The following is a 20,904-nucleotide window of genomic DNA, read 5'->3' as shown; positions in this document are numbered from 1 at the left end:
CGTTGACCACCGTTACGGGAGATGCAAGCGGCCACTCGCGACGAGGCACGAGCGGCCGCCACGATCAGCCCGTCCGCCCGAGCTCCCGCCCGAGCCGTCCGTCCGATCCGCCTGTCCGAGCCCTCGCTCAGGCCGTCCGGCGCAGCAGCGCCAGGTACATCGCGTCCGTCCCGTGCAGGTGCGGCCAGAGCTGCACGTCCGGCCCGTCCCCGAGCGCCGGGACGCCGGGCAGCAGCGGGCGCGCGTCGATCCACTCGACCCGGCCGCCTTCGGTCCGCAGCACGTCGTCGACGACCGCCCGGGTCTCCGCCAGGTGCGGCGAGCAGGTCGCGTAGCCGACCACGCCACCGATCCGGGTGGCATCGATCGCCGAGCGCAGCAGGTCCCGCTGGAGCGGCCTGAACGCGGCCACATCGGCGGGCCGGCGCCGCCAGCGTGCCTCCGGGCGGCGCCGCAGCGCACCGAGGCCTGAGCACGGCACGTCGACCAGCACCCGGTCGAAGCTGTCCGCCTGCCAGGCCGGACGGGTCCCGTCCGCCGCGATCACCGTGTACGGACCGGGGTTGCCCTGCAGTGCCCGCGCCACCAGCCGGGCCCGGTGCGGCTGCTTCTCGCTCGCGACCAGCGCCGCCCCGCGTTCGGCGGCCAGTGCGCCGAGCAGCGCGGCCTTGCCGCCGGGGCCCGCGCAGCCGTCCAGCCAGATCCGGTCGGGGCCGTCGAGCGGGGCGGCGGCGAGGGCGAGCGCGACCAGCTGGCTGCCCTCGTCCTGGACGCCCGCCCGGTTGTCCTGCACCGCCTCGACCGAGCCGGGGTCGCCGCCCTCGGCGAGCCGCAGCGCGAAGGGCGACCAGCGCCCCGGCTCGGCTTCGGGCAGGGCCTCGGCCAGCTCGCCGACGGTGGCCCGGCCGGGGCGGGCGACCAGGGTGACCTCGGGCCGCTCGTTGTCGGCCCGCAGGAGCTCTTCGATCGCGCCGCGCCCGGAGGCGTCCGGCTGCCAGCGGCCGAGCGAGTCCCAGAGCGCGGAGACCACCCAGCGCGGGTGCGAGTGGACGACCGCCAGGTGGTCCTCGGCGTCCTTGTCGTACGGCGGGGCGACCTTCTCGATCCAGGTGTCCAGGTCGTGGGCACTGATCCGGCGCAGCACGGCGTTGACGAACTTCGCCTTGCCGTCGCCGAGCACCACCCGGGCGAGCTCGACGGTCGCCGAGACGGCCGCGTGGCTGGGGATCCGGGTGGTGAGCAGCTGGTGGGCGCCGAGCGAGAGCACGTCCAGCACCGGCGGGTCGACCTTGCTGAGCGGCCGGTCGATGCAGGCGGCGATGACCGCGTCGTAGGTGCCCTGCAGGCGCAGGGTGCCGTAGACGAGTTCGGTGGCCAGGGCGGCGTCGCGCCGGTCCATGCCCTTCTGCTCGGCTTCGCGGAGCAGGGAGGGCAGGATCAGGTTGGCGTACGCGTCGCGCTCGTCGACGGCGCGCAGCGCGCGGAACGCGACGATCCGGGCCGGGTCCTTCTTCGGGCGACGGTGCGGGCGGGGGGCGCGCTTGGCGCTGGGGGTGGTCACAAGTGCCTCAAAGTGCTGCGGTGGTTATCACGCCAACGATATCCCTCCTGGGAGGGCCCGATCGAACGCCAGGTGCGAACGCCAGGGCCCGGTGCCCGGAACCAGACCGGCTCCGGGCGCCGGGCCCCTTCCCGGACGGCTCGTCACGCGCTCTCGCAGAGCGCGAACGCCGTCGCCCCGCCGGCTCCGGTCGCCTCGGCCAGCCAGGTGTCGGCATCGCTGGTCGAGGGGGCGTTGAGCGTCACGAGCACCGGTAGGGGCGTGTTCGTGGCGGGGTCGATCGGGACGCTCCCCAGGTCGAAGCCGCCACCGATCAGATGGGTGCCCTGAGGGCAGGTCGCGTGGGACTGCGAGCCGGCGGCGGCCTGGTCGCCTTGGACCACCGTGGTGGTCACGGCGCCGACCGGAGGAGCGGTCGCGAGTCCGTAGGTCGCGGTCACCAGCAGTGCACCGGCCACGGCGGTCCAGGTGCGCGGGCTCGTCCAGGTGAGTCGGGCCATGGGATCAGCCTTCCTGGTGAGGGATCCCCCACTCGGACCAAGGTAGGCCCACCCGCAGCGGCTCGCGCGGCGAGCCGACCCGCTCCCGGGCCGCCCCGAACGCTCGGCCCGCCGAGCCCGTCGGCCCCCGGAGCCCGTCAGCTCTCGGAGCCCGTCGGCCCCCGGAGCCCGTCAGCTCTCCGAGCCGCCGGACGGGAGGCCGAACCGCTCCCCCGCCTCCAGCCGGGCGCCGCGGGCCCAGTCCGCCGCCCGCATCTCCTTCTTGCCCTGCGGACGGACCTCTCCCAGCTCGACGTCGTGACTGCCGGTCCCGACCCGCACGCTGTTCTTGCCGACCATCGCCACCTGACCGGGCGCCAGTTCGGCCGACTCCGGCAGCAGCTTCACCGGTCCGGTGACCTTCAGCCGCTCGCCGCGGAACTCGGTCCACGCTCCCGGCGCCGGCGCGCAGCCGCGCACCACGCGGTCGACGCGCAGCGCGGGGTGGTTCCAGTCGATCCGCGCGTCCTCGACGCTGATCTTCGGCGCGAGCGTGATGCCTTCGCCCGGCTGTGGCACGGCGTGCAGGGAGCCGTCCTCGATGCCGTCCATGGTGGCCGCGAGCAGTCGCGCGCCGGAGAGCGAGAGCCGGGTGAGCAGTTCGCCGCTGGTGTCGGCCGGGCGGATCTCCTCGGTGATCACGCCGTAGACCGGGCCGGAGTCCAGGCCCTGCTCGATCAGGAAGGTGGACGCGCCGGTGACCTCGTCGCCGGCCAGCACCGCGTGCTGGACCGGGGCCGCGCCGCGCCAGGCGGGCAGCAGCGAGAAGTGCAGGTTGACCCAGCCGTGCTTGGGGATCTCCAGGGTGCCGGGGCGCAGCAGCGCGCCGTAGGCGACCACCGGGCAGCAGTCGGGGGCGAGTTCGGTGAGCCGGGCGACGAACTCCGGGTCGCTGGGCTTCGCCGGCTTGAGGACCTCGATCCCGGCCTCCTCGGCGCGCTGGGCGACGGGGCTGGCGACCAGCTTGCGCCCGCGCCCGGCGGGGGCGTCGGGGCGGGTGACCACCGCGACGACCTCGTGCCGGCCGGAGGCGAGCAGGGCGTCCAGGGCGGGAACGGCGACCTCGGGGGTGCCGGCGAAGACGAGACGCATCAAGTGCCTTTCTGCAAAAGGGAGTTCGGGACGCCAGGGTGGTTCAGATCGCCGGGGTGGCTGAGGACCCCAGGATGGCTCAGGACCCCGGGGTGGCTCAGCGCGCCGCGCCGAAGGTGCTGTGCGGCGAGACCTTGACGACCGGCGCCGGCCCGCTGCCCCAGTCCGCCTCCCGGATCGCCTTCAGCGCGGCCTTGCGCTGCTCGCGGTCGAGTCGGTCGATGAAGATGATGCCGTCCAGGTGGTCGGTCTCGTGCTGGATGCACCGGGCGAGCAGTTGGGTGCCCTCCACCGTCACCGGGTCGCCGTACATGTTGAAGCCCTTGGCGACCACGCCGTACGCGCGCTTGGTGTCGTAGCGCAGGCCGGGCAGCGAGAGGCAGCCCTCTGGACCCTCCTGCTCGTCCTCGCTCAGCGACAGGTCCGGGTTGATCAGGTGCCCGGTGACACCGTCCACGTGGTACGTGAACACCCGCAGGGAGACACCGAGTTGGGGCGCGGCGAGACCGGCGCCGGGGGCGTTCAGCATGGTTTCGGTGAGGTCGCCGACCAGGTTGCGCAGTTCCTTGTCGAACACGGTCACCGGCTTGGCGGTGGCCCGCAGGACAGGGTCTCCGAAGAGACGGATCGGCTGGATCGACACGGGGTACGGGCTCCTGTCCGTCGGGGTGTCGGAAGTCGGGGAGGGACTGCGGTCAACGGCTGTTCCCGCCAAGTCTATGCAACGCGCCTGCGCCGTCCCCCATGCCCTCGGAGCCGCCGGAACCGTCCTGGCATATCCCGACTCCGCCGACGGCGTTACCCCGGCCCCCGCTTCGGCGTTGGTCAAGAGAGATTGACCGGGGCCGGGCGCACGGGACACCGCGCCCCGGCCGAGCCGAACCGTACGGAAGGTGGCACGTAAGCCATGGCCGAGCAGATCAACCACGACGCCCGGGCGCGGGCGAGCCTTCACCTGCTGGTGCGGGACATCGAGCGGGTGAGGCGCCAGGTCGACGCGCTGCGGACGCTCACCGCCCAGCTGGGCAACGTCTACCGACCGCGCCGCCCCAGCACCTCGGCCGGCTTCGTGGTGTACGGGCGGGCGCCGGCACCGACCGTGCGCCTGGCCCAGGAGCTGCGGGAGAGCGTCGAGACCCTGGTGGCGGCGGCGGTGGAGTTCGACCGGGCGCTGGGCTTCTCCTGGGACTCGGTGGGCTCCGCCCTCGGGGTCACCAAGCAGGCCGTGCACCGCCGCTACGGCATGCGCCGCCCGACCAGCGAGCTGCTCGCCGCCAGCGGCGCCGTCCCGGGCCCCGGCCGCCCGGACCGCTCCGAGGACCTGCCCGCCGCCTCCACCGGCGGCCTGGCCGCGACCGTCCCGGCGGCCCGCCAGGGCGGCCTGGACCGCAGCAGCCTGGAACGCGCCGCCCTGGACCGCGGCGCGATGGACCGCGGCGCCCTCGACCGCGCCCCCCTGGACCGCACCCCCCTCGACCGCAGCCCCCTCGACCGTCCCCAGCCCGACCGCAGCCCGATCGACCGCAGCACCCCCGTCGACCGCACCGGCATCCCCCTGCGCGGCTGACCGCACCACCACCCGAACGCCCGGCCACCCCGGGGCGGGGTGGCCCACTCACCCCGCCCCCAGCAGCCCCCTCTCCACCTGCCCCGCCCCCACCGACCCCTCTCCACCTGCCACGCCCCACCGACCCCTCAGCCGATGTCCGTCGGATCCACCCGCACCCGCACCGGCTCCGCCGTCCGCAGCGCGATCCGCGCGATCTGCGCCGCCTTGAGCGCCGCGGCCAGCGCCGACCCCTGCCCGGGCGACACCCGCAGCAGCGCGCGCTCCTGCTCCTCCCCCCGCAGTGCGGGCACCGGTACCGGCCCGAGCACGTCGGCCCCCTCCGGCAGCCTGATCAGCCCGAGCAGGTCGGCGACCGCCGCCGGGGTCCCGCTGATCGAGGCCATCCGCGACACCGGCGGGAAGTGCAGCTGCGCCCGTTCGTCCCGCTCCAGCCCGGCGTGGCCGAGCGGGTCCCAGCGCACCAGTGCCTGCACCGGACGGGCCGACGGCTCGGCGACCACGACGACCGTGCCGCCCTCCGTCGAGGAGCGCACCAGCGCGGCGGCCGCCAGCCAGAGCCGCAGGGTCTCCTCCCCCGCGCGCAGGTCGGGCCGGCTCAGCAGGGCCCACCCGTCCAGCAGCAGCGCCGCCCCGTACCCGCCGCCGCCCTCCACCACAGGCTCCGCGCCCGGTGTGGAGATCACCAGTGAGGGCTCGTCCGGCACGGTGACCAGCACCGAGTCCCGCCCGGAGGTGCGCACCGGGATCCGCGGGAAGGCCTTGCCCAGTTCCTCCGCGGTCCGCCGGGCGCCGATCACCTGGGCCCGGAGCCGGAACGACCCGCACTCGGGGCAGTGCCAGTCGTTCTCCGCCACCCCGCACCATCCGCAGCACAGCGGGGCGTCCGCCGAGGGCGCCTCCAACGGCCCTTCGCACCGCCGGCACCGCGCCGGGGTCCGGCAGCGCCCGCAGGCCAGCCGGGGCACGTAGCCGCGCCGGGGCACCTGGATGAGCACCGGGTGTCCGGCCGCCAGCGCCTCCCGGGCGGCTTCCCAGGCCACCGAGGGCAGCCGGGCGGCCTGCGCGGCCGCGTCGCGGTGCTGGTCCTGGTCGGTGACGGTGCGCACCCTCGGCGCGACCTGCCGCACCGTCTCCCGGTCGGCGACGAGCGGGCGCGCCCAGCCGGTGCTCACCAGCTGCGCGCCCTCGACGGTGACCGCGTGCCCGCCGAGCAGCACCGCCGCGCCCTCCTCGGCGGCGCGCAGCAGCGCCACCTCCCGGACGTGCGGGTGCGGGGCGCGCGGGTCGCTGTGGCTGCCGTCCCCGTCCGACCAGACGACGACCAGCCCGAGGTCGCGCACCGGCGCGAACATGGTGGCGCGGGTCCCGATGACGGCGTGTACCGAGCCGCGGCTCACCGCGAGCCAGCGCGTGTAGCGCTCGCGCGGGCCGAGGTCGGCTTCCAGGGCCACGTGCATCCCGGGGCCGAGCAGGTCGGTCAGCGCCTGGTCGACCCGGGCCACCGAGCGCCCGTCCGGCAGCACGACCAGCGCACCGCGCCCGCCGGCCAGCGTCGCCGCCACCGCCCGCGCGATCTCGTACGGCCAGCCGGGCCCGGGCAGGGCCGCCCACACCGCGCGCGGCGCGCCGCCGCCGGCCAGCGCGGCGAGGAGGTCGGGCCCGGCCGGGTAGCGCTGCCAGCCGCCGGGGGCCGGGGCCGCCGGGCGCGGCAGCGGCGGCGGCGAGGGCTCGGCCTCGGCCTTGGCGTGCCGGGGCGGGACGGCCAGCTGCAGCACGTCGGCGAGCGTCCCGGCGTACCGGTCGGCGACGGTCCGGCACAGCCGGAGCAACTGCGGGGTGAGCACGGGCTCGGGCGACAGCACCTGGGCGAGCGGGGCGAGCGGCCCGGGGAAGTCGCTCTTCTCCAGGCGGGCGACGATGAACCCGTCGTGCAGTTCCCCGCCCTCGCGCTGCCCCTTGACCACGCGTGCCCCGAACCGCACTCGCACCCGGACGCCCGGCTGGGCCTCCTCGGCCATGGCGGCAGGCACCTCGTAGTCGAAGAACTTGTCGATGGTGAGCACGCCCTTGTCCACCACGACCCGGGCCACCGGCAGGTGCTCGGCCCGCTTGGCCCCGCGCCAGCTGCGCGGCTTGGCCCGCTTGACCGTCTCCCGGATGAACGCCAGCTGCTCCGGCTCGGCGGCCCCGTTCTCCCCTGTGCTGCTCATCGCCACCAAGTACTACCAGGTCACACCGACACTGCGCACACCTCGGCAACGCGCACACACCGGCAGCGGGCACGAAAGCGGCGCCCGTCCCCCGTCGGGGGCGGGCGCCGCTTCGAGCGCTACGGACGTCAGTCCTGGACGGCGGCCTTCAGGGCGTCCACCCGGTCGGTGCGCTCCCAGGTGAAGTCCGGCAGCTCACGGCCGAAGTGGCCGTACGCGGCGGTCTGGGAGTAGATCGGGCGCAGCAGGTCCAGGTCGCGGATGATCGCGGCCGGACGCAGGTCGAAGACCTCGGAGACGGCCTTCTGGATGCTGAGGACCGGCACGGCCTCGGTGCCGAAGGTCTCCACGAAGAGGCCGACCGGCTCGGCCTTGCCGATCGCGTACGCGACCTGCACCTCGGCGCGGCGGGCGAGGCCGGCGGCGACGATGTTCTTCGCCACCCAGCGCATCGCGTACGCGGCCGAGCGGTCCACCTTGGACGGGTCCTTGCCGGAGAAGGCGCCGCCACCGTGGCGGGCCATGCCGCCGTAGGTGTCGATGATGATCTTGCGGCCGGTGAGGCCGGCGTCGCCCATCGGGCCGCCGATCTCGAAGCGTCCGGTCGGGTTGACCAGCAGGCGGTAGCCCTCGGTGGTCAGCTTGATGCCCTGCTCGGCCAGCGCCTTCAGCTCCGGCTCGACCACGAACTCGCGGATGTCCGGGGTGAGCAGCGACTCCAGGTCGATGTCGCTGGCGTGCTGGGTGGAGACGACCACGGTGTCGAGGCGGACGGCCTTGTCGCCGTCGTACTCGATGGTGACCTGGGTCTTGCCGTCGGGACGCAGGTACGGGATGGTCCCGTTCTTGCGGACATCGGTCAGCCGGCGCGAGAGGCGGTGGGCCAGGGTGATCGGCAGCGGCATGAGCTCGGGCGTCTCGTCGGACGCGTAGCCGAACATCAGGCCCTGGTCGCCGGCGCCCTGCTTGTCCAGGTCGTCCTCGTCACCCTCGACCCGAGCCTCGTACGCGGTGTCGACACCCTGCGCGATGTCGGGCGACTGGGCACCGATGGACACCGAGACGCCGCAGGAGGCGCCGTCGAAGCCCTTCTTGGAGCTGTCGTAGCCGATCTCCAGGATCTTGTCCCGGACGAGCTGGGCGATCGGCGCGTACGCCTTGGTGGTCACCTCGCCGGCCACGTGCACCTGGCCGGTGGTGATGAGCGTCTCCACGGCGACCCGGGAAGTCGGGTCCTCGCGCAGGAGAGCGTCAAGGATGGTGTCGCTGATCTGGTCAGCGATCTTGTCGGGGTGTCCCTCGGTGACGGACTCCGAGGTGAACAGGCGGCGAGACACAGCGCTCCCTGGGGTTGCAGCGGCTGCTGACTGAAGTTCCCGGGCGACCCGGGAACTCCGGAAAGACTTGATTCCTGGAGTCTAACCGTCTGCCTCCGTCGAACGTCACCCGCTCCAGGAATTCTCGAGCGTTCTGCAGCCTCTTCCGATCAGTTGCCGCTCGTTTCCAGCCTCTTTGCGACCAGGTCCCAGATCACGTCCGCGAGCGCTTCCTTCGGACCCACCGGAACGGGCGTCTCACTGCCGTCCGAGCCCAGGACGACGGCCTCGTTGACGTCCGTGCCGAAGGCCTTGCCGTTGCCCACCTCGTTGACGACGAGCAGGTCGCAGCCCTTGCGGGCGAGCTTGGCGCGGCCGTTGGCGAGCACGTCGTCGGTCTCCGCCGCGAAACCCACCACCAGTTGACCCGAACGGGGCCGGTGGGCCGACAGCTCGGCCAGGATGTCGGGGTTGCGGATCAGCGCGACCGGCGCCGGCTCGACCCCCTCGACCTTCTTGATCTTGCCGGTCGCGTACTCGGCGGGCCGGAAGTCCGCCACCGCCGCGGCCATCACCACGGCGTCCGCGTCCGCGACCGCCTTGAGCGCCGCCTCGCGCAGCTCGAGCGCGGTCGACACGTGCACCACGTCCACCCCGGCCGGGTCCGGCAGCTCGGCATTGGCCGAAAGCAGGGTCACCCGGGCCCCACGCGCCGCGGCCGTCACGGCCAGCGCGTAGCCCTGCTTGCCGGAGGAGCGGTTGCCCAGGTAGCGCACCGGGTCGAGCGGCTCCCGGGTGCCGCCGGCCGAGACCACCACGTGTCGGCCCGCGAGGTCGGTCGGCACCGCACCGCCGCGGCGCAGCACGGCCCGGCAGGCGTCGAAGATCGCCGACGGCTCGGGCAGGCGTCCCTTGCCGGTGTCCTTGCCGGTGAGCCGGCCGACGGCCGGCTCCAGCACGATCACGCCCCGGCGGCGCAGCGTGGCGACGTTGTCCCGGGTGGCCGGGTGCTCCCACATCTCGGTGTGCATGGCGGGCGCCACGACGACCGGACAGCGGGCGGTGAGCAGCGTGTTGGTCAGCAGGTCGTCGGCGAGGCCGTGGGTGGCCTTGGCGATCAGGTCGGCGGTGGCCGGGGCGACCACGACCAGGTCGGCCTGCTGCCCGATCCGCACGTGCGGCACCTCGTGCACGCGCTCCCAGGTCTCGGTGGCGGCCGGGCGGCCGGACAGCGCGGCCCAGGTCGCCTCGCCGACGAAGTGCAGCGCCGCCTCGGTGGGCACCACGGTGACCTGGTGACCGGACTCGGTGAACCGGCGCAGCAGCTCGCACGCCTTGTACGCGGCGATCCCGCCGCTCACACCGAGGACCACACGGGGGGCGTCCGCACCAGCGTTCATTTACCCGGCCTTTCTCCGCATCGGGACCCGCCCACCCTACGGCTCCTCAGCTGCCGCCCGCGCAGTGCCCCACCCCCTGCGGCACGACCGACGGGCCCGCCGACACGACAGGAGGTTCCGCCGACACAAGCCGACACGACAGGAGGGCCCGCCGACACAAACGGGAGGGCCCGGCGGAAACGATTCCGCCGGGCCCTCCCGAAAATCACCGACCGCCTCAGGCAGCCTCGACCGCCTCGGCGGTCAGCATGCCCGCGTTGATCTCGCGCAGCGCGATCGACAGCGGCTTCTCGTGCACGTGGGTGTCGACCAGCGGGCCGACGTACTCCAGCAGGCCCTCACCGAGCTGGGAGTAGTACGCGTTGATCTGGCGCGCGCGCTTGGCGGCGTAGATCACGAGGCTGTACTTCGAGTCGGTAGCCTCGAGCAGCTCGTCGATCGGCGGGTTGATGATGCCCTCGGGCGCGGTCATGGAAGAGGACACGCGAAAACCTTCCGAAAGGGTGGAAAAGACAGACAGGTCAGGCTACACCGAGCAAGGCTAGCAGTTCGGCCGCTACCTGCTCGACGGAGGTGTTGACAAGGGTCGTGTCGAACTCGGTCTCGGCCGCGAGCTCGACCTTGGCGGCGTCGAGCCGCTTCGCGATCACGTCCTGCGACTCGGTGCCCCGGCCGGTCAGCCGGCGGACCAGCTCGTCCCAGCTCGGCGGGGCCAGGAAGACGAGCTGCGCCTCGGGCATCGACTCGCGCACCTGCCGGGCGCCCTGCAGGTCGATCTCCAGCAGCACGGGCTCGCCGCGCTCCAGCTTCTCCAGCACGGCCGCGCGCGGGGTGCCGTAGCGGTTCCCGGCGAACTCGGCCCATTCCAGCAGCTCGCCGTTGGCGATCAGCTTGTCGAACTCGTCGTTGTCGACGAAGTGGTACTGGACCCCGTTCTTCTCGCCGGGCCTCGGGTGCCGGGTCGTCGCCGACACCGAGAGCCAGACCTCGGGGTGCATCTTCCTCATATGAGCGACGACCGTGCTCTTGCCGACCCCCGAGGGGCCGGAGAGCACGGTCAGCCGCGGACGCTCACTCATGCACCGATTATCCCGGATCGCGGACGATGACGGGACCACCGGGGCACGGTCAGGCGGCACCCCCGCCGAACTCCCGCTCCAGGGAGGCGATCTGGTTCGTGCCGAGACCCCGGACACGCCGGCTCTCGCTGATGCCGAGGCGCTCCATGATCTGCTTTGCACGGACCTTGCCGACGCCCGGAAGCGACTCCAGCAGGGCCGAGACCTTCATCTTGCCGATGACGTCGTTGTCGGCCTTGCCGGCCTTGATCACCTCGTGCAGGGAGGCGCCGGAGTGCTTGAGTCGGTTCTTGACCTCGGCGCGCTCCCGGCGAGCCTCGGCGGCCTTGGCGAGCGCGGCGGTGCGCTGTTCAGGGGTAAGGGGCGGAAGAGCCACGCCATTCACCTCAGGTGTGGATGGAAGGAATTGAGCTAGGACTGGTTTGGTACCCAGGAGACCGTCCGCAAGGGGAACCACAAGGCCCTGACCTGCGGGAGCCGCGAAAATCACGGCTCGCCGATGACCTATCGCCGGACACTACCCGTATTGCGGCGCCACGTCAGGAAAAGAACACGAAAAGTCCTGGTCAGCCAAGGCCGACCAGGACTTTCCAGGGCAAAATGACCGCGATTGCGAGACTTTGACAGTCCCGATGTGACGGCGCTCACGTCAACTCCGCGGCGCCGTCGCCACCCTGCGGACACTCCACAGGGTCACCGGGCGGCTACTTGACCGCGTCCGCGAACTCGCCGACGAAGCGGTCCGCCGCCTCCCGCAGCGCCGGCACCGAGGGGCCGTGCTTGAGCACGTCCCGACTCACGCTGGGCACCACGTTGATCACCGACGCACCGAACACCCGCGGCAGGTCCGCCATGGTCGCCCCCTGGGCGCCGATCCCCGGGGCCAGCAGCGGGCCGTTGATGGCCAGCTCGACGCCCGCGTCGGCCAGCGTCGCGCCGACCACCGCGCCGAAGGAGCCCAGCGGCGCGGCGCCCGCGTTCTCGGCCGCCAGCTGCCGCAGCACCGAGGCCGCGACCGACTCGCCGTCCGCGCCCACCGCGCGCTGCACCTCGGCACCCTCCGGGTTGGAGGTGAGCGCCAGCGCGAACACGCCGCAGCCCTGCTCCCGGGCCAGGTCCAGGGCCGGGCGCAGCGAGCCGAAGCCCAGGTACGGGCTGACCGTCACGGCGTCCGAGAACAGCGGGCTGGCGGGCGACAGGAAGGCCTCCGCGTAGGCGGCCATGGTGGAGCCGATGTCGCCGCGCTTGGCGTCCATCAGGACCAGCGCGCCGGCCGCCCGGGCCTCCTCGACGGTCTTCTCCAGCACCGCGACGCCCTTGCTGCCGAAGCGCTCGAAGAAGGCGGCCTGCGGCTTGAGGACGGCCACCCGGTCGGCCAGCGCCTCGACCACGGTGCGGCTGAAGGTCTCCAGCCCGGCGAGGTCGTCGCCGAGCCCCCAGGCGGCGAGCAGGGAGGCGTGCGGGTCGATGCCGACGCAGAGCTGGCCGCGGGTGTCGAGGGCCTGGCGCAGCCGGGCGCCGAACGGGGCGAGGGTCATGTCGTCCTTTCCGAATGGTCCGAGGGTCGTACGGGTCGTCGGGTCGTGCCGGGAGCCGGGTCGCTCACGAACTGCGCACGGCGCTGCCGACCGCCGAGGCGAGGTCGCGGAAGCCCGCGGCCCGGAGCCGGGCGGACAGGCCCCGGTGGATCTTCCGGCACCAGAGCGGGCCCTCGTAGATGAAGGCGCTGTAGCCCTGGACCAGGTCGGCGCCGTGGACGATCCGCTGCCAGGCGTCCTCGGCGGTCTCGATGCCGCCGACCGAGACCAGGGTCAGCCGCCCCTCGGTCCGGGCGCGCAGCCGCTGCAGGACCTCCAGGGCGCGGGCCTTGAGCGGGGCGCCGGACAGGCCGCCCATGCCGATCTCCTCGACCCGCCCGGCGTCGGTGCGCAGGCCCTCGCGGCCGATCGTGGTGTTGGTGGCGATGATGCCGTCCAGGCCCAGCTCCAGGGCGAGGTCGGCGACCGCGTCGACGTCCTCGTCGGCCAGGTCGGGGGCGATCTTGACCAGCAGCGGCACGTGGTGCGCGGTGGTGCGGTCGGCGGCCTCGCGGACGGCGGTGAGCAGCGGGCGCAGGTGGTCGACGGCCTGCAGGTTGCGCAGCCCGGGGGTGTTCGGCGAGCTGACGTTGACCACCAGGTAGTCGGCGTACTTGGCCAGCCGCTCGGTGGACTTGACGTAGTCGGCGACCGCGTCGGCCTCCTCGACGACCTTGGTCTTGCCGATGTTGACGCCGATCACCGGGGTGGAGCTGGTGTGCGGGCGGGCCGCCAGGCGGGCGGCGACCCGGGCCGAGCCCTGGTTGTTGAAGCCCATCCGGTTGATCAGCGCGCGGTCCTCGACCAGGCGGAACAGCCGGGGCGCGGGGTTGCCGGGCTGGGGCTCGCCGGTGATGGTGCCGATCTCGACGTAGTCGAAGCCGAGCATGGCCAGGCCGTCGATGCCGACACCGTTCTTGTCGAAGCCGGCCGCGAGGCCGAACGGGCCGGGCAGGTCGAGGCCGAGGGCGCCGGTGCGCAGGGCACGGTCGCGCGGGGCGAGCACCAGCCGCACCAGGGTGCGCAGGCCGGGCACCGAGGAGGCGAGCCGGATCCAGAAGAAGGCCAGGTGGTGGGCCTTCTCCGGGTCCATCTTCTTGAAGACCAGGTCGAACAGAAGCTTGTACAAGGGTGGTTCAACTCCCGCAGCGAAAAACGGATTCGGGCACAAGAGTGGGGGGCACCCGACTGGCTTCGGTGCCCCCCACTACGGTGGTGCTACTTGCGGCCGGCGTTGATCAGCTCGGCGTGCTCCTGGAGCGACATCACCCCGACCTCGTCGCGCAGCAGCCGGTCGATGCCCTGGACGGCCGCGCCCATCGCCTGGACGGTGGTCAGGCAGGGCACCGCGCGGGCCACGGCCGCGGTGCGGATCTCGTAGCCGTCGAGGCGGCCACCGGTGCCGTACGGCGTGTTGATGATGAGGTCGACCTCACCGTCGTGGATCAGCTGGACGATGGTCTTCTCGCCGTTGGGACCCTCGCCCTCGCTGTGCTTGCGCACCAGCGTGGACGGGATGCCGCCGCGCTGCAGCACCTCGGCGGTGCCGGCGGTGGCGAGCACCTCGAAGCCGAGGCTGACGAGCGCACGGGCCGGGAAGACCAGGTTGCGCTTGTCGCGGTTGGCGACCGAGACGAAGACCTTGCCCTTGGTCGGCAGCGCGCCGTAGGCGCCGGCCTGGGCCTTCGCGTAGGCGGTGCCGAAGACCTTGTCGATGCCCATGACCTCACCGGTCGAGCGCATCTCCGGGCCGAGCACGGTGTCCACGCCGCGGCCGTGCACGTCGCGGAAGCGGCTCCACGGCATCACGGCCTCCTTGACCGCGATCGGCGCGTCGGCGGGCAGGGTGCCGCCGTCGCCCTCGGCCGGGAGCAGGCCCTCGGCGCGCAGCTCGGCGATGGTGGCGCCGAGCGAGACCCGGGCGGCGGCCTTGGCCAGCGGCACGGCGGTCGCCTTGGAGGTGAACGGGACGGTCCGGGAGGCGCGCGGGTTGGCCTCCAGGACGTACAGGATGTCGCCGGAGAGGGCGAACTGGATGTTGATCAGACCGCGCACCCCGACGCCGCGCGCGATGGCCTCGGTGGAGGCGCGCAGGCGCTTGATGTCGTGGCCGCCGAGGGTGATCGGGGGCAGCGCGCAGGCGGAGTCGCCGGAGTGGATGCCGGCCTCCTCGATGTGCTCCATGACGCCGCCGAGGTAGAGCTCGGTGCCGTCGTAGAGCGCGTCGACGTCGATCTCCACCGCGTCGTCCAGGAAGCGGTCGATGAGCACCGGGTGCTCGGAGATCAGACCGGCGTGCCGCTCCAGGTAGGAGGCGAGCGAGGCCTCGTCGTAGACGATCTCCATGCCGCGGCCGCCGAGCACGTAGGACGGGCGGGCGAGGACCGGGTAGCCGATCTCGTCCGCGATCGCCTTGGCCTCCTCGAAGGAGAAGGCGGTGCCGTGCTTGGGCGCGGGCAGGCCGGCGTCGCGCAGGACGCGGCCGAAGGCGCCGCGCTCCTCGGCGAGGTCGATCGCCTCGGGCTGGGTGCCGACGATCGGCACGCCGTTGTCCTTGAGCGCCTGGGCCAGGCCCAGCGGGGTCTGGCCGCCGAGCTGGACGATCACACCGGCGAGCGGGCCTGCCTGCTGCTCGGCGTGGACGATCTCCAGCACGTCCTCCAGGGTGAGCGGCTCGAAGTAGAGCCGGTCGGAGGTGTCGTAGTCGGTGGAGACGGTCTCCGGGTTGCAGTTGACCATGACGGTCTCGTACCCGGCATCGGCGAGCGCGAAGGAGGCGTGCACGCAGGAGTAGTCGAACTCGATGCCCTGGCCGATGCGGTTCGGGCCGGAGCCCAGGATGATCACGGCGGGCTTGGTGCGCGGGGCGACCTCGTTCTCCTCGTCGTAGGACGAGTAGAAGTACGGGGTCTTGGCGGCGAACTCGGCGGCGCAGGTGTCGACGGTCTTGAACACCGGGCGGATGCCGAGGGCGTGGCGCACCTCGCGGACCACGTCCGGCTTCAGGCCGCGGATCTCGCCGACCTGCTGGTCGGAGAAGCCGTGGCGCTTGGCGTGGCGCAGCAGGTCGGGGGTGAGCTCGGCGGCGTCGGCCAGCTCGCCGGCGATCTCGTCCAGCAGGAAGAGCTGGTCGACGAACCACGGGTCGATCTTGGTGGCCTCGAACACCTCCTCCGGGGTGGCGCCGGCCCGGATCGCCTCCATCACGGTGTTGATCCGGCCGTCGGTCGGCACGCCGGCCTTGGTCAGCAGCGCGGCCTTCTCGCCCACCGGGCCGGTCCAGGAGAACTGGGAGCCCTTCTTCTCCAGCGAGCGCAGCGCCTTCTGCAGCGCCTCGGGGAAGTTGCGGCCCATGGCCATGGCCTCGCCGACCGACTTCATGGTGGTGGTCAGCGTCGCGTCGGCGCTCGGGAACTTCTCGAACGCGAACCGCGGCACCTTGACCACGACGTAGTCGAGGGTCGGCTCGAAGGAGGCCGGGGTCTCCTCGGTGATGTCGTTGGGGATCTCGTCCAGGGTGTAGCCGACGGCCAGCTTGGCGGCGATCTTGGCGATCGGGAAACCGGTGGCCTTGGAGGCGAGCGCCGAGGAGCGGGACACCCGCGGGTTCATCTCGATGACGATGACCCGGCCGTCTTCGGGGTTGACGGCGAACTGGATGTTGCAGCCGCCGGTGTCGACGCCGACCTCGCGGATGACGGCGATGCCGACGTCGCGCAGGATCTGGTACTCACGGTCGGTGAGGGTCATCGCCGGGGCGACGGTGATCGAGTCACCGGTGTGCACGCCCATCGGGTCGAAGTTCTCGATGGAGCAGACGACCACGACGTTGTCCTGCTTGTCGCGCATCAGCTCCAGCTCGTACTCCTTCCAGCCGAGGATGGACTCCTCCAGGAGCACCTCGGTGGTCGGCGAGAGGGTCAGGCCCTGGCCGGCGATGCGGCGCAGGTCCTCCTCGTCGTGGGCGAAGCCGGAGCCGGCGCCGCCCATGGTGAAGGAGGGGCGCACGACGACCGGGTAGCCGCCGAGCGTGTCGACGCCGGCCAGCACCTCGTCCATGGTGTGGCAGATGACCGAGCGGGCGGACTCGCCGTGGCCGATCTTGGCGTTGACGGCCTCGACGACGCCCTTGAAGAGCTCGCGGTCCTCGCCCTTGTGGATCGACTCGACCTTGGCGCCGATCAGCTCGACGTTGTACTTGGCGAGCACGCCGTTGGCGTCCAGCGAGATCGCGGTGTTGAGCGCGGTCTGGCCGCCGAGGGTCGGCAGGAGGGCGTCGGGGCGCTCCTTGGCGATGATCTTCTCGACGAACTCCGGGGTGATCGGCTCGACGTAGGTGGCGTCGGCGATCTCCGGGTCGGTCATGATCGTGGCCGGGTTGGAGTTGACCAGGATGACCCGCAGGCCCTCGGCCTTGAGCACCCGGCACGCCTGCGTACCCGAGTAGTCGAACTCGGCGGCCTGGCCGATCACGATCGGGCCGGAGCCGATCACCAGGACGGACTTGATGTCAGTGCGCTTAGGCACGCTGGCCCTCCAGAAGCTTCACGAAGCGGTCGAACAGGTAGGCGGCGTCGTGCGGACCGGCGGCCGCTTCGGGGTGGTACTGCACGCTGAAGGCGGGGACGTCGAGCGCCTGCAGGCCCTCGACCACGTCGTCGTTCAGGCAGACGTGGGAGACCTCGACCCGCCCGTACGGGGTGTCGCTCACCTTGTCCAGCGGGGCGTTCACGGCGAAGCCGTGGTTGTGGGCGGTCACCTCGACCTTGCCGGTGGTGCGGTCCTGCACCGGCTGGTTGATGCCGCGGTGGCCGTACTTGAGCTTGTAGGTGCCGAAGCCCAGGGCGCGGCCGAGGATCTGGTTGCCGAAGCAGATCCCGAAGAACGGGGTCTTGCGCTCCAGCACGCCCTGCGCCACGGCGACCTGGTGGTCGGCGGTGGCCGGGTCGCCCGGGCCGTTGGAGAAGAAGACGCCGTCCGGGTTGACCGCGTAGACGTCCTCCAGGGTGGAGTTCGCGGGCAGCACGTGCACCTCGATGCCGCGCTCGGCCATCCGCTGCGGGGTCATCGCCTTGATGCCGAGGTCCAGCGCGGCGACGGTGAACTTCTTCTCACCGATGGCGGGCACCACGTACGGCTCGGTGGTGGCGACCTCGGCGCACAGGTCGGCGCCCTTCATCTCGGGCGACTGCTGCACCCGGGCGAGCAGGGTGGCCGGGTCGGCCAGCGTCTCGCCGGAGAAGATGCCGCAGCGCATCGCGCCGCGCTCGCGCAGGTGGCGGGTCAGCGCGCGGGTGTCGATGCCGCTGATGCCGACGACGCCCTGGCGGACCAGTTCCTCGTCGAGCGAGCGGCGCGAGCGCCAGTTGGAGGCGATCCGGGCGGGGTCGCGCACGACGTAGCCGGCGACCCAGATCTGCCGGGACTCGTCGTCCTCGTCGTTCCAGCCGGTGTTGCCGATCTGCGGGGCGGTCATCACGACCACCTGGCGGTGGTACGACGGGTCGGTCAGGGTCTCCTGGTAGCCGGACATGCCGGTGTTGAAGACCGCCTCGCCGAAGGTCTCGCCGATCGCGCCGTAGGCCTGGCCGCGGAAGGTCCGGCCGTCCTCCAGGACGAGCACGGCGGCGACACGCTCCCGCCGTCGGCGCTGCGTGGTGGGGGCAGGTGCGGTCATTGCGCGGCCTCTTCCGTCATCTTCGTCTGCGTACGTGTGGCAAGGTGAGCGATCGCCTCGACCCAGGCGGCGTGCTCGTCGGGGTGGTCGGCCCGGAAGCCGGAGTCCAGCTCAATGGTGCCCATGGGGGTCCCCCCGGCCGAAGGCTGGGGGAGCGTCCAGGTGACGACGAGCAGCCCGGACGGGACGACCTTGCCGGCGATCCCGGAGTCCGTGCGGGCACCGGCCAGGTTCGCGGCCGGGATCCAGAGGTCGACGTCGCCGGGGCGGCGGACCAGCAGGCCGTCCTCGCCGAGGGTGAGGTCGGCCCGGCTGCGGGTGCCCAGGCCGTGCGCGACGACCCGGTCGAGCCAGTTCCCGGCGGTGGTCGTGCCGTGGTACCGGCCGCTGGTCTCCAGGATGGTGCGCCCGGCCCGGTCGGGCACGGCGGGCAGCGGCGGGATCCCGGACTGCAGGGTGCGCCGCCAGTTCCAGCCCTGGCGCATCAGCCAGTAGACGAGGCCGATCAGGATCAGCAGGCCGACGGACCAGCCGATGTACCCGGGCCAGTTGGTGACCTTCGCCTGTTCCTTGGCGAGGGTGGCGTAGTCCATCACTGCGCGCCGTCCCGCTCGGCCGGCTCGCCGGCCAGCACGGTGGCGCGCCCGCGCAGGAAGGTGGCGTGCACCCGTCCGGGCAGGTCCAGGCCCTTGTAGGGGGTGTTACGGCTGCGGGTGGCGAAGCTGTCCGGGTTCACGGCACCACGGTACGCGGGATCGAACAGCACCAGGTTGGCAGGCTCGCCCACCGAGATCGGCCGGCCGTGCCCGGTGAGACGGCCGATCCGGGCCGGGCGGTGCGACATCCGGTCGGCGACGCCCGCCCAGTTCAGCAGGCCGGTATCGACCATGGTCTGCTGGACGACCGACAGCGCGGTCTCCAGGCCGACCATGCCCATCGCGGCGACGGCCCACTCGCAGTCCTTGTCCTCGGCCGGGTGCGGCGCGTGGTCGGTGGCGACGGCGTCGATGGTGCCGTCGGCGAGCGCCTTGCGCAGCGCCTGGACGTCCTCGGCGGTGCGCAGCGGCGGGTTCACCTTGTACACCGGGTCGTAGGAGCGGACCAGTTCGTCGGTGAGCAGCAGGTGGTGCGGGGTCACCTCGGCGGTGACGTCCCAGCCCTTGGCCTTGGCCCAGCGGATGATCTCGACCGAGCCGGCCGTGGAGACGTGGCAGACGTGCAGCCGGGAGCCGACGTGCGCGGCGAGCAGCACATCGCGGGCGATGATCGACTCCTCGGCGACGGCCGGCCAGCCGCCGAGCCCGAGCTCGCCGGAGACCTGGCCCTCGTTCATCTGGGCGCCCTCGGTCAGCCGCGGCTCCTGGGCGTGCTGGGCGACGACGCCGTCGAAGGCCTTGACGTACTCCAGGGCGCGGCGCATCAGCACCGCGTCGTCCACGCACTTGCCGTCGTCGGAGAAGACCCGGACGTTGGCGGCGGACTCGTGCATCGCGCCGAGCTCGGCGAGCTTCTTTCCCTCCAGGCCGACGGTGACGGCGCCGACCGGCTGCACGTCGCAGTAGCCGGCCTCCTGGCCGAGCCGCCAGACCTGCTCGACGACGCCGGCGGTGTCGGCCACCGGGGTGGTGTTGGCCATCGCGTGCACGGCGGTGAAGCCGCCCATCGCGGCGGCCCGGGTGCCGGTGAGCACGGTCTCGGCGTCCTCGCGGCCGGGCTCGCGCAGGTGGGTGTGCAGGTCGACCAGGCCGGGGAGCGCGACCAGCCCGGTGGCGTCGATCTCGATGTCCGCCTCGGCCGTCAGGCCGGTACCGATCTCCTTGATCACGCCGTCGGCGAGGAGGAGGTCCTGGGGGGCGCCGCCGAGGATCTGGGCGTTGCGGATCAGGTAGGTGGTCACTGAGCGGTCTCCACGGTCTCGGTGCGGGGGGCGTCGGCGGGGGCGTCGGCGAGGGTGGCTCCGCCGAGCAGCAGGTAGAGCACGGCCATCCGGACGGAGACGCCGTTGGCGACCTGCTCGACCGCGGTGCAGCGCGGCGAGTCGGCGACCTCGGCGGTGATCTCCATGCCGCGGACCATCGGGCCGGGGTGCATCACGATCGCGTGCTCCGGCAGCTGGGCCAGCCGCAGGCCGTTCATGCCGTAGCGGCGGCTGTACTCGCGCTCGGTCGGGAAGAACGCGGCGTTCATCCGCTCGCGCTGCACCCGCAGCATCATCAGCGCGTCCGTCTTGGGGAGCACGCTGTCCAGGTCGTAGCTGACCTCGCAGGGCCAGTTCCGGATGCCGATCGGCAGCAGCGTCGGCGGGGCGACGAAGGTGACCTGGGCACCGAGGGTGTTCAGCAGGTGGACGTTGGAGCGGGCGACCCGGCTGTGCAGGACGTCGCCGACGATCGTCACCCGGCGGCCCGCGAGATCGTGGCCGGCGCCCGGGTTGAGGTGGCGACGCATGGTGAAGGCGTCGAGCAGTGCCTGGGTGGGGTGCTCGTGGGTGCCGTCACCCGCGTTGATCACACTGCCGTGCAGCCAGTCGGACTGGGCCAGCCGGGCCGGCGCGCCCGAGGCGTGGTGGCGGATGACCACCGCGTCGGCGCCCATGGCCTGCAGGGTCAGCGCGGTGTCCTTGAGGCTCTCGCCCTTGGAGACCGAGGAGCCCTTGGCGGAGAAGTTGATGACGTCGGCCGAGAGGCGCTTCTCGGCGACCTCGAAGGAGGTCTTCGTCCGGGTGGAGTCCTCGAAGAAGAGGTTGACGACGGTACGGCCGCGCAGCGTGGGCAGCTTCTTGACGGCCCGGCCGGAGAGCTGGGCCAGCTCCTCGGCGGTGTCCAGGATCAGCAGCGCGTCGTCGCGGCTGAGATCGGCGGCGGAGACGAGGTGGCGCTTCAC

At 72.6% G+C, this 20,904-nt stretch carries 18 protein-coding genes; 1 reads left to right on the top strand and 17 read right to left on the bottom strand.

Going from position 1 to position 20,904, the window contains the following annotated elements:
• Positions 1-127: 127 nt before the first annotated feature.
• The 4 genes from ACZ51D_RS10590 to def all read right to left on the bottom strand — a co-directional run bounded on the left by ACZ51D_RS10590 (position 128) and on the right by def (position 3,835).
• Positions 128-1,561 carry an RsmB/NOP family class I SAM-dependent RNA methyltransferase gene (locus tag ACZ51D_RS10590; protein ID WP_465617129.1) on the bottom strand — a complete coding sequence of 478 codons (1,434 nt, stop codon included), beginning with the start codon at positions 1,559-1,561 and terminating at the stop codon, positions 128-130.
• Positions 1,562-1,704: 143 nt separating this feature from the next.
• Positions 1,705-2,061 carry a hypothetical protein gene (locus ACZ51D_RS10585; RefSeq protein ID WP_465617127.1) on the bottom strand — a complete coding sequence of 119 codons (357 nt, stop codon included), beginning with the start codon at positions 2,059-2,061 and terminating at the stop codon, positions 1,705-1,707.
• 171 nt (positions 2,062-2,232) lie between these two features.
• Entirely contained in the window at positions 2,233-3,192 is a 960-nt protein-coding gene (fmt, locus tag ACZ51D_RS10580) for a methionyl-tRNA formyltransferase (protein ID WP_465661859.1), read from the bottom strand.
• A gap of 97 nt (positions 3,193-3,289) precedes the next feature.
• Positions 3,290-3,835, bottom strand: a complete 546-nt coding sequence (def, locus tag ACZ51D_RS10575; RefSeq protein WP_465617124.1) for a peptide deformylase — start codon at positions 3,833-3,835, stop codon at positions 3,290-3,292.
• A 264-nt stretch (positions 3,836-4,099) separates the two neighbouring features.
• Here def and ACZ51D_RS10570 point away from each other — a divergent pair, with 264 nt between their 5' ends.
• A complete protein-coding gene (locus ACZ51D_RS10570) occupies positions 4,100-4,759 on the top strand; it encodes a hypothetical protein (RefSeq protein WP_465617122.1) in 660 nt (219 codons plus the stop codon).
• Between the two features lie 128 nt (positions 4,760-4,887).
• Here ACZ51D_RS10570 and ACZ51D_RS10565 read toward each other — a convergent pair whose 3' ends face one another.
• From ACZ51D_RS10565 to ACZ51D_RS10505, 13 genes are all read right to left on the bottom strand, one after another.
• Positions 4,888-6,972, bottom strand: a complete 2,085-nt coding sequence (locus tag ACZ51D_RS10565) for a primosomal protein N' (RefSeq protein WP_465661857.1) — start codon at positions 6,970-6,972, stop codon at positions 4,888-4,890.
• A 128-nt stretch (positions 6,973-7,100) separates the two neighbouring features.
• A complete protein-coding gene (gene metK / locus ACZ51D_RS10560; protein ID WP_360507516.1) occupies positions 7,101-8,309 on the bottom strand; it encodes a methionine adenosyltransferase in 1,209 nt (402 codons plus the stop codon).
• Positions 8,310-8,458: 149 nt separating this feature from the next.
• Entirely contained in the window at positions 8,459-9,688 is a 1,230-nt protein-coding gene (gene coaBC / locus ACZ51D_RS10555; RefSeq protein WP_465661855.1) for a bifunctional phosphopantothenoylcysteine decarboxylase/phosphopantothenate--cysteine ligase CoaBC, read from the bottom strand.
• Between the two features lie 217 nt (positions 9,689-9,905).
• The gene (gene rpoZ / locus ACZ51D_RS10550) at positions 9,906-10,172 is read right to left on the bottom strand and encodes a DNA-directed RNA polymerase subunit omega (RefSeq protein ID WP_030056185.1); all 267 of its coding nucleotides are present in this window, start codon (positions 10,170-10,172) and stop codon (positions 9,906-9,908) included.
• 37 nt (positions 10,173-10,209) lie between these two features.
• Positions 10,210-10,767 (bottom strand): guanylate kinase, encoded by a 558-nt coding sequence (gene gmk, locus ACZ51D_RS10545; protein WP_360507522.1) that lies wholly within the window; start codon positions 10,765-10,767, stop codon positions 10,210-10,212.
• 49 nt (positions 10,768-10,816) lie between these two features.
• Positions 10,817-11,143 carry an integration host factor, actinobacterial type gene (mihF, locus tag ACZ51D_RS10540; protein ID WP_030056187.1) on the bottom strand — a complete coding sequence of 109 codons (327 nt, stop codon included), beginning with the start codon at positions 11,141-11,143 and terminating at the stop codon, positions 10,817-10,819.
• A gap of 328 nt (positions 11,144-11,471) precedes the next feature.
• The gene (gene pyrF, locus ACZ51D_RS10535) at positions 11,472-12,305 is read right to left on the bottom strand and encodes an orotidine-5'-phosphate decarboxylase (protein WP_465617115.1); all 834 of its coding nucleotides are present in this window, start codon (positions 12,303-12,305) and stop codon (positions 11,472-11,474) included.
• A 64-nt stretch (positions 12,306-12,369) separates the two neighbouring features.
• Positions 12,370-13,473 carry a quinone-dependent dihydroorotate dehydrogenase gene (locus ACZ51D_RS10530; protein WP_465617113.1) on the bottom strand — a complete coding sequence of 368 codons (1,104 nt, stop codon included), beginning with the start codon at positions 13,471-13,473 and terminating at the stop codon, positions 12,370-12,372.
• Positions 13,474-13,562: 89 nt separating this feature from the next.
• Entirely contained in the window at positions 13,563-16,871 is a 3,309-nt protein-coding gene (carB, locus tag ACZ51D_RS10525) for a carbamoyl-phosphate synthase large subunit (RefSeq protein WP_465617111.1), read from the bottom strand.
• Positions 16,864-18,021, bottom strand: a complete 1,158-nt coding sequence (gene carA, locus ACZ51D_RS10520) for a glutamine-hydrolyzing carbamoyl-phosphate synthase small subunit (protein ID WP_360507536.1) — start codon at positions 18,019-18,021, stop codon at positions 16,864-16,866. The genes carB and carA overlap by 8 nt, the downstream gene beginning before the upstream one ends.
• Entirely contained in the window at positions 18,018-18,614 is a 597-nt protein-coding gene (locus tag ACZ51D_RS10515) for a PH-like domain-containing protein (RefSeq protein WP_465617109.1), read from the bottom strand. Before ACZ51D_RS10515 ends, carA begins: the two co-directional genes overlap by 4 nt.
• Positions 18,614-19,918, bottom strand: coding sequence for a dihydroorotase (locus tag ACZ51D_RS10510; protein WP_360507542.1), 1,305 nt, complete (start codon positions 19,916-19,918; stop codon positions 18,614-18,616). Before ACZ51D_RS10510 ends, ACZ51D_RS10515 begins: the two co-directional genes overlap by 1 nt.
• Positions 19,915-20,904, bottom strand: coding sequence for an aspartate carbamoyltransferase catalytic subunit (locus ACZ51D_RS10505; RefSeq protein ID WP_360507545.1), 990 nt, complete (start codon positions 20,902-20,904; stop codon positions 19,915-19,917). The genes ACZ51D_RS10510 and ACZ51D_RS10505 overlap by 4 nt, the downstream gene beginning before the upstream one ends.

It is taken from the genome of Kitasatospora sp. NPDC033851 (assembly GCF_055576085.1).
The sequence above is the reverse complement of the archived record's forward strand: the minus strand, read 5'-3'. Positions and strand labels throughout refer to the sequence as shown.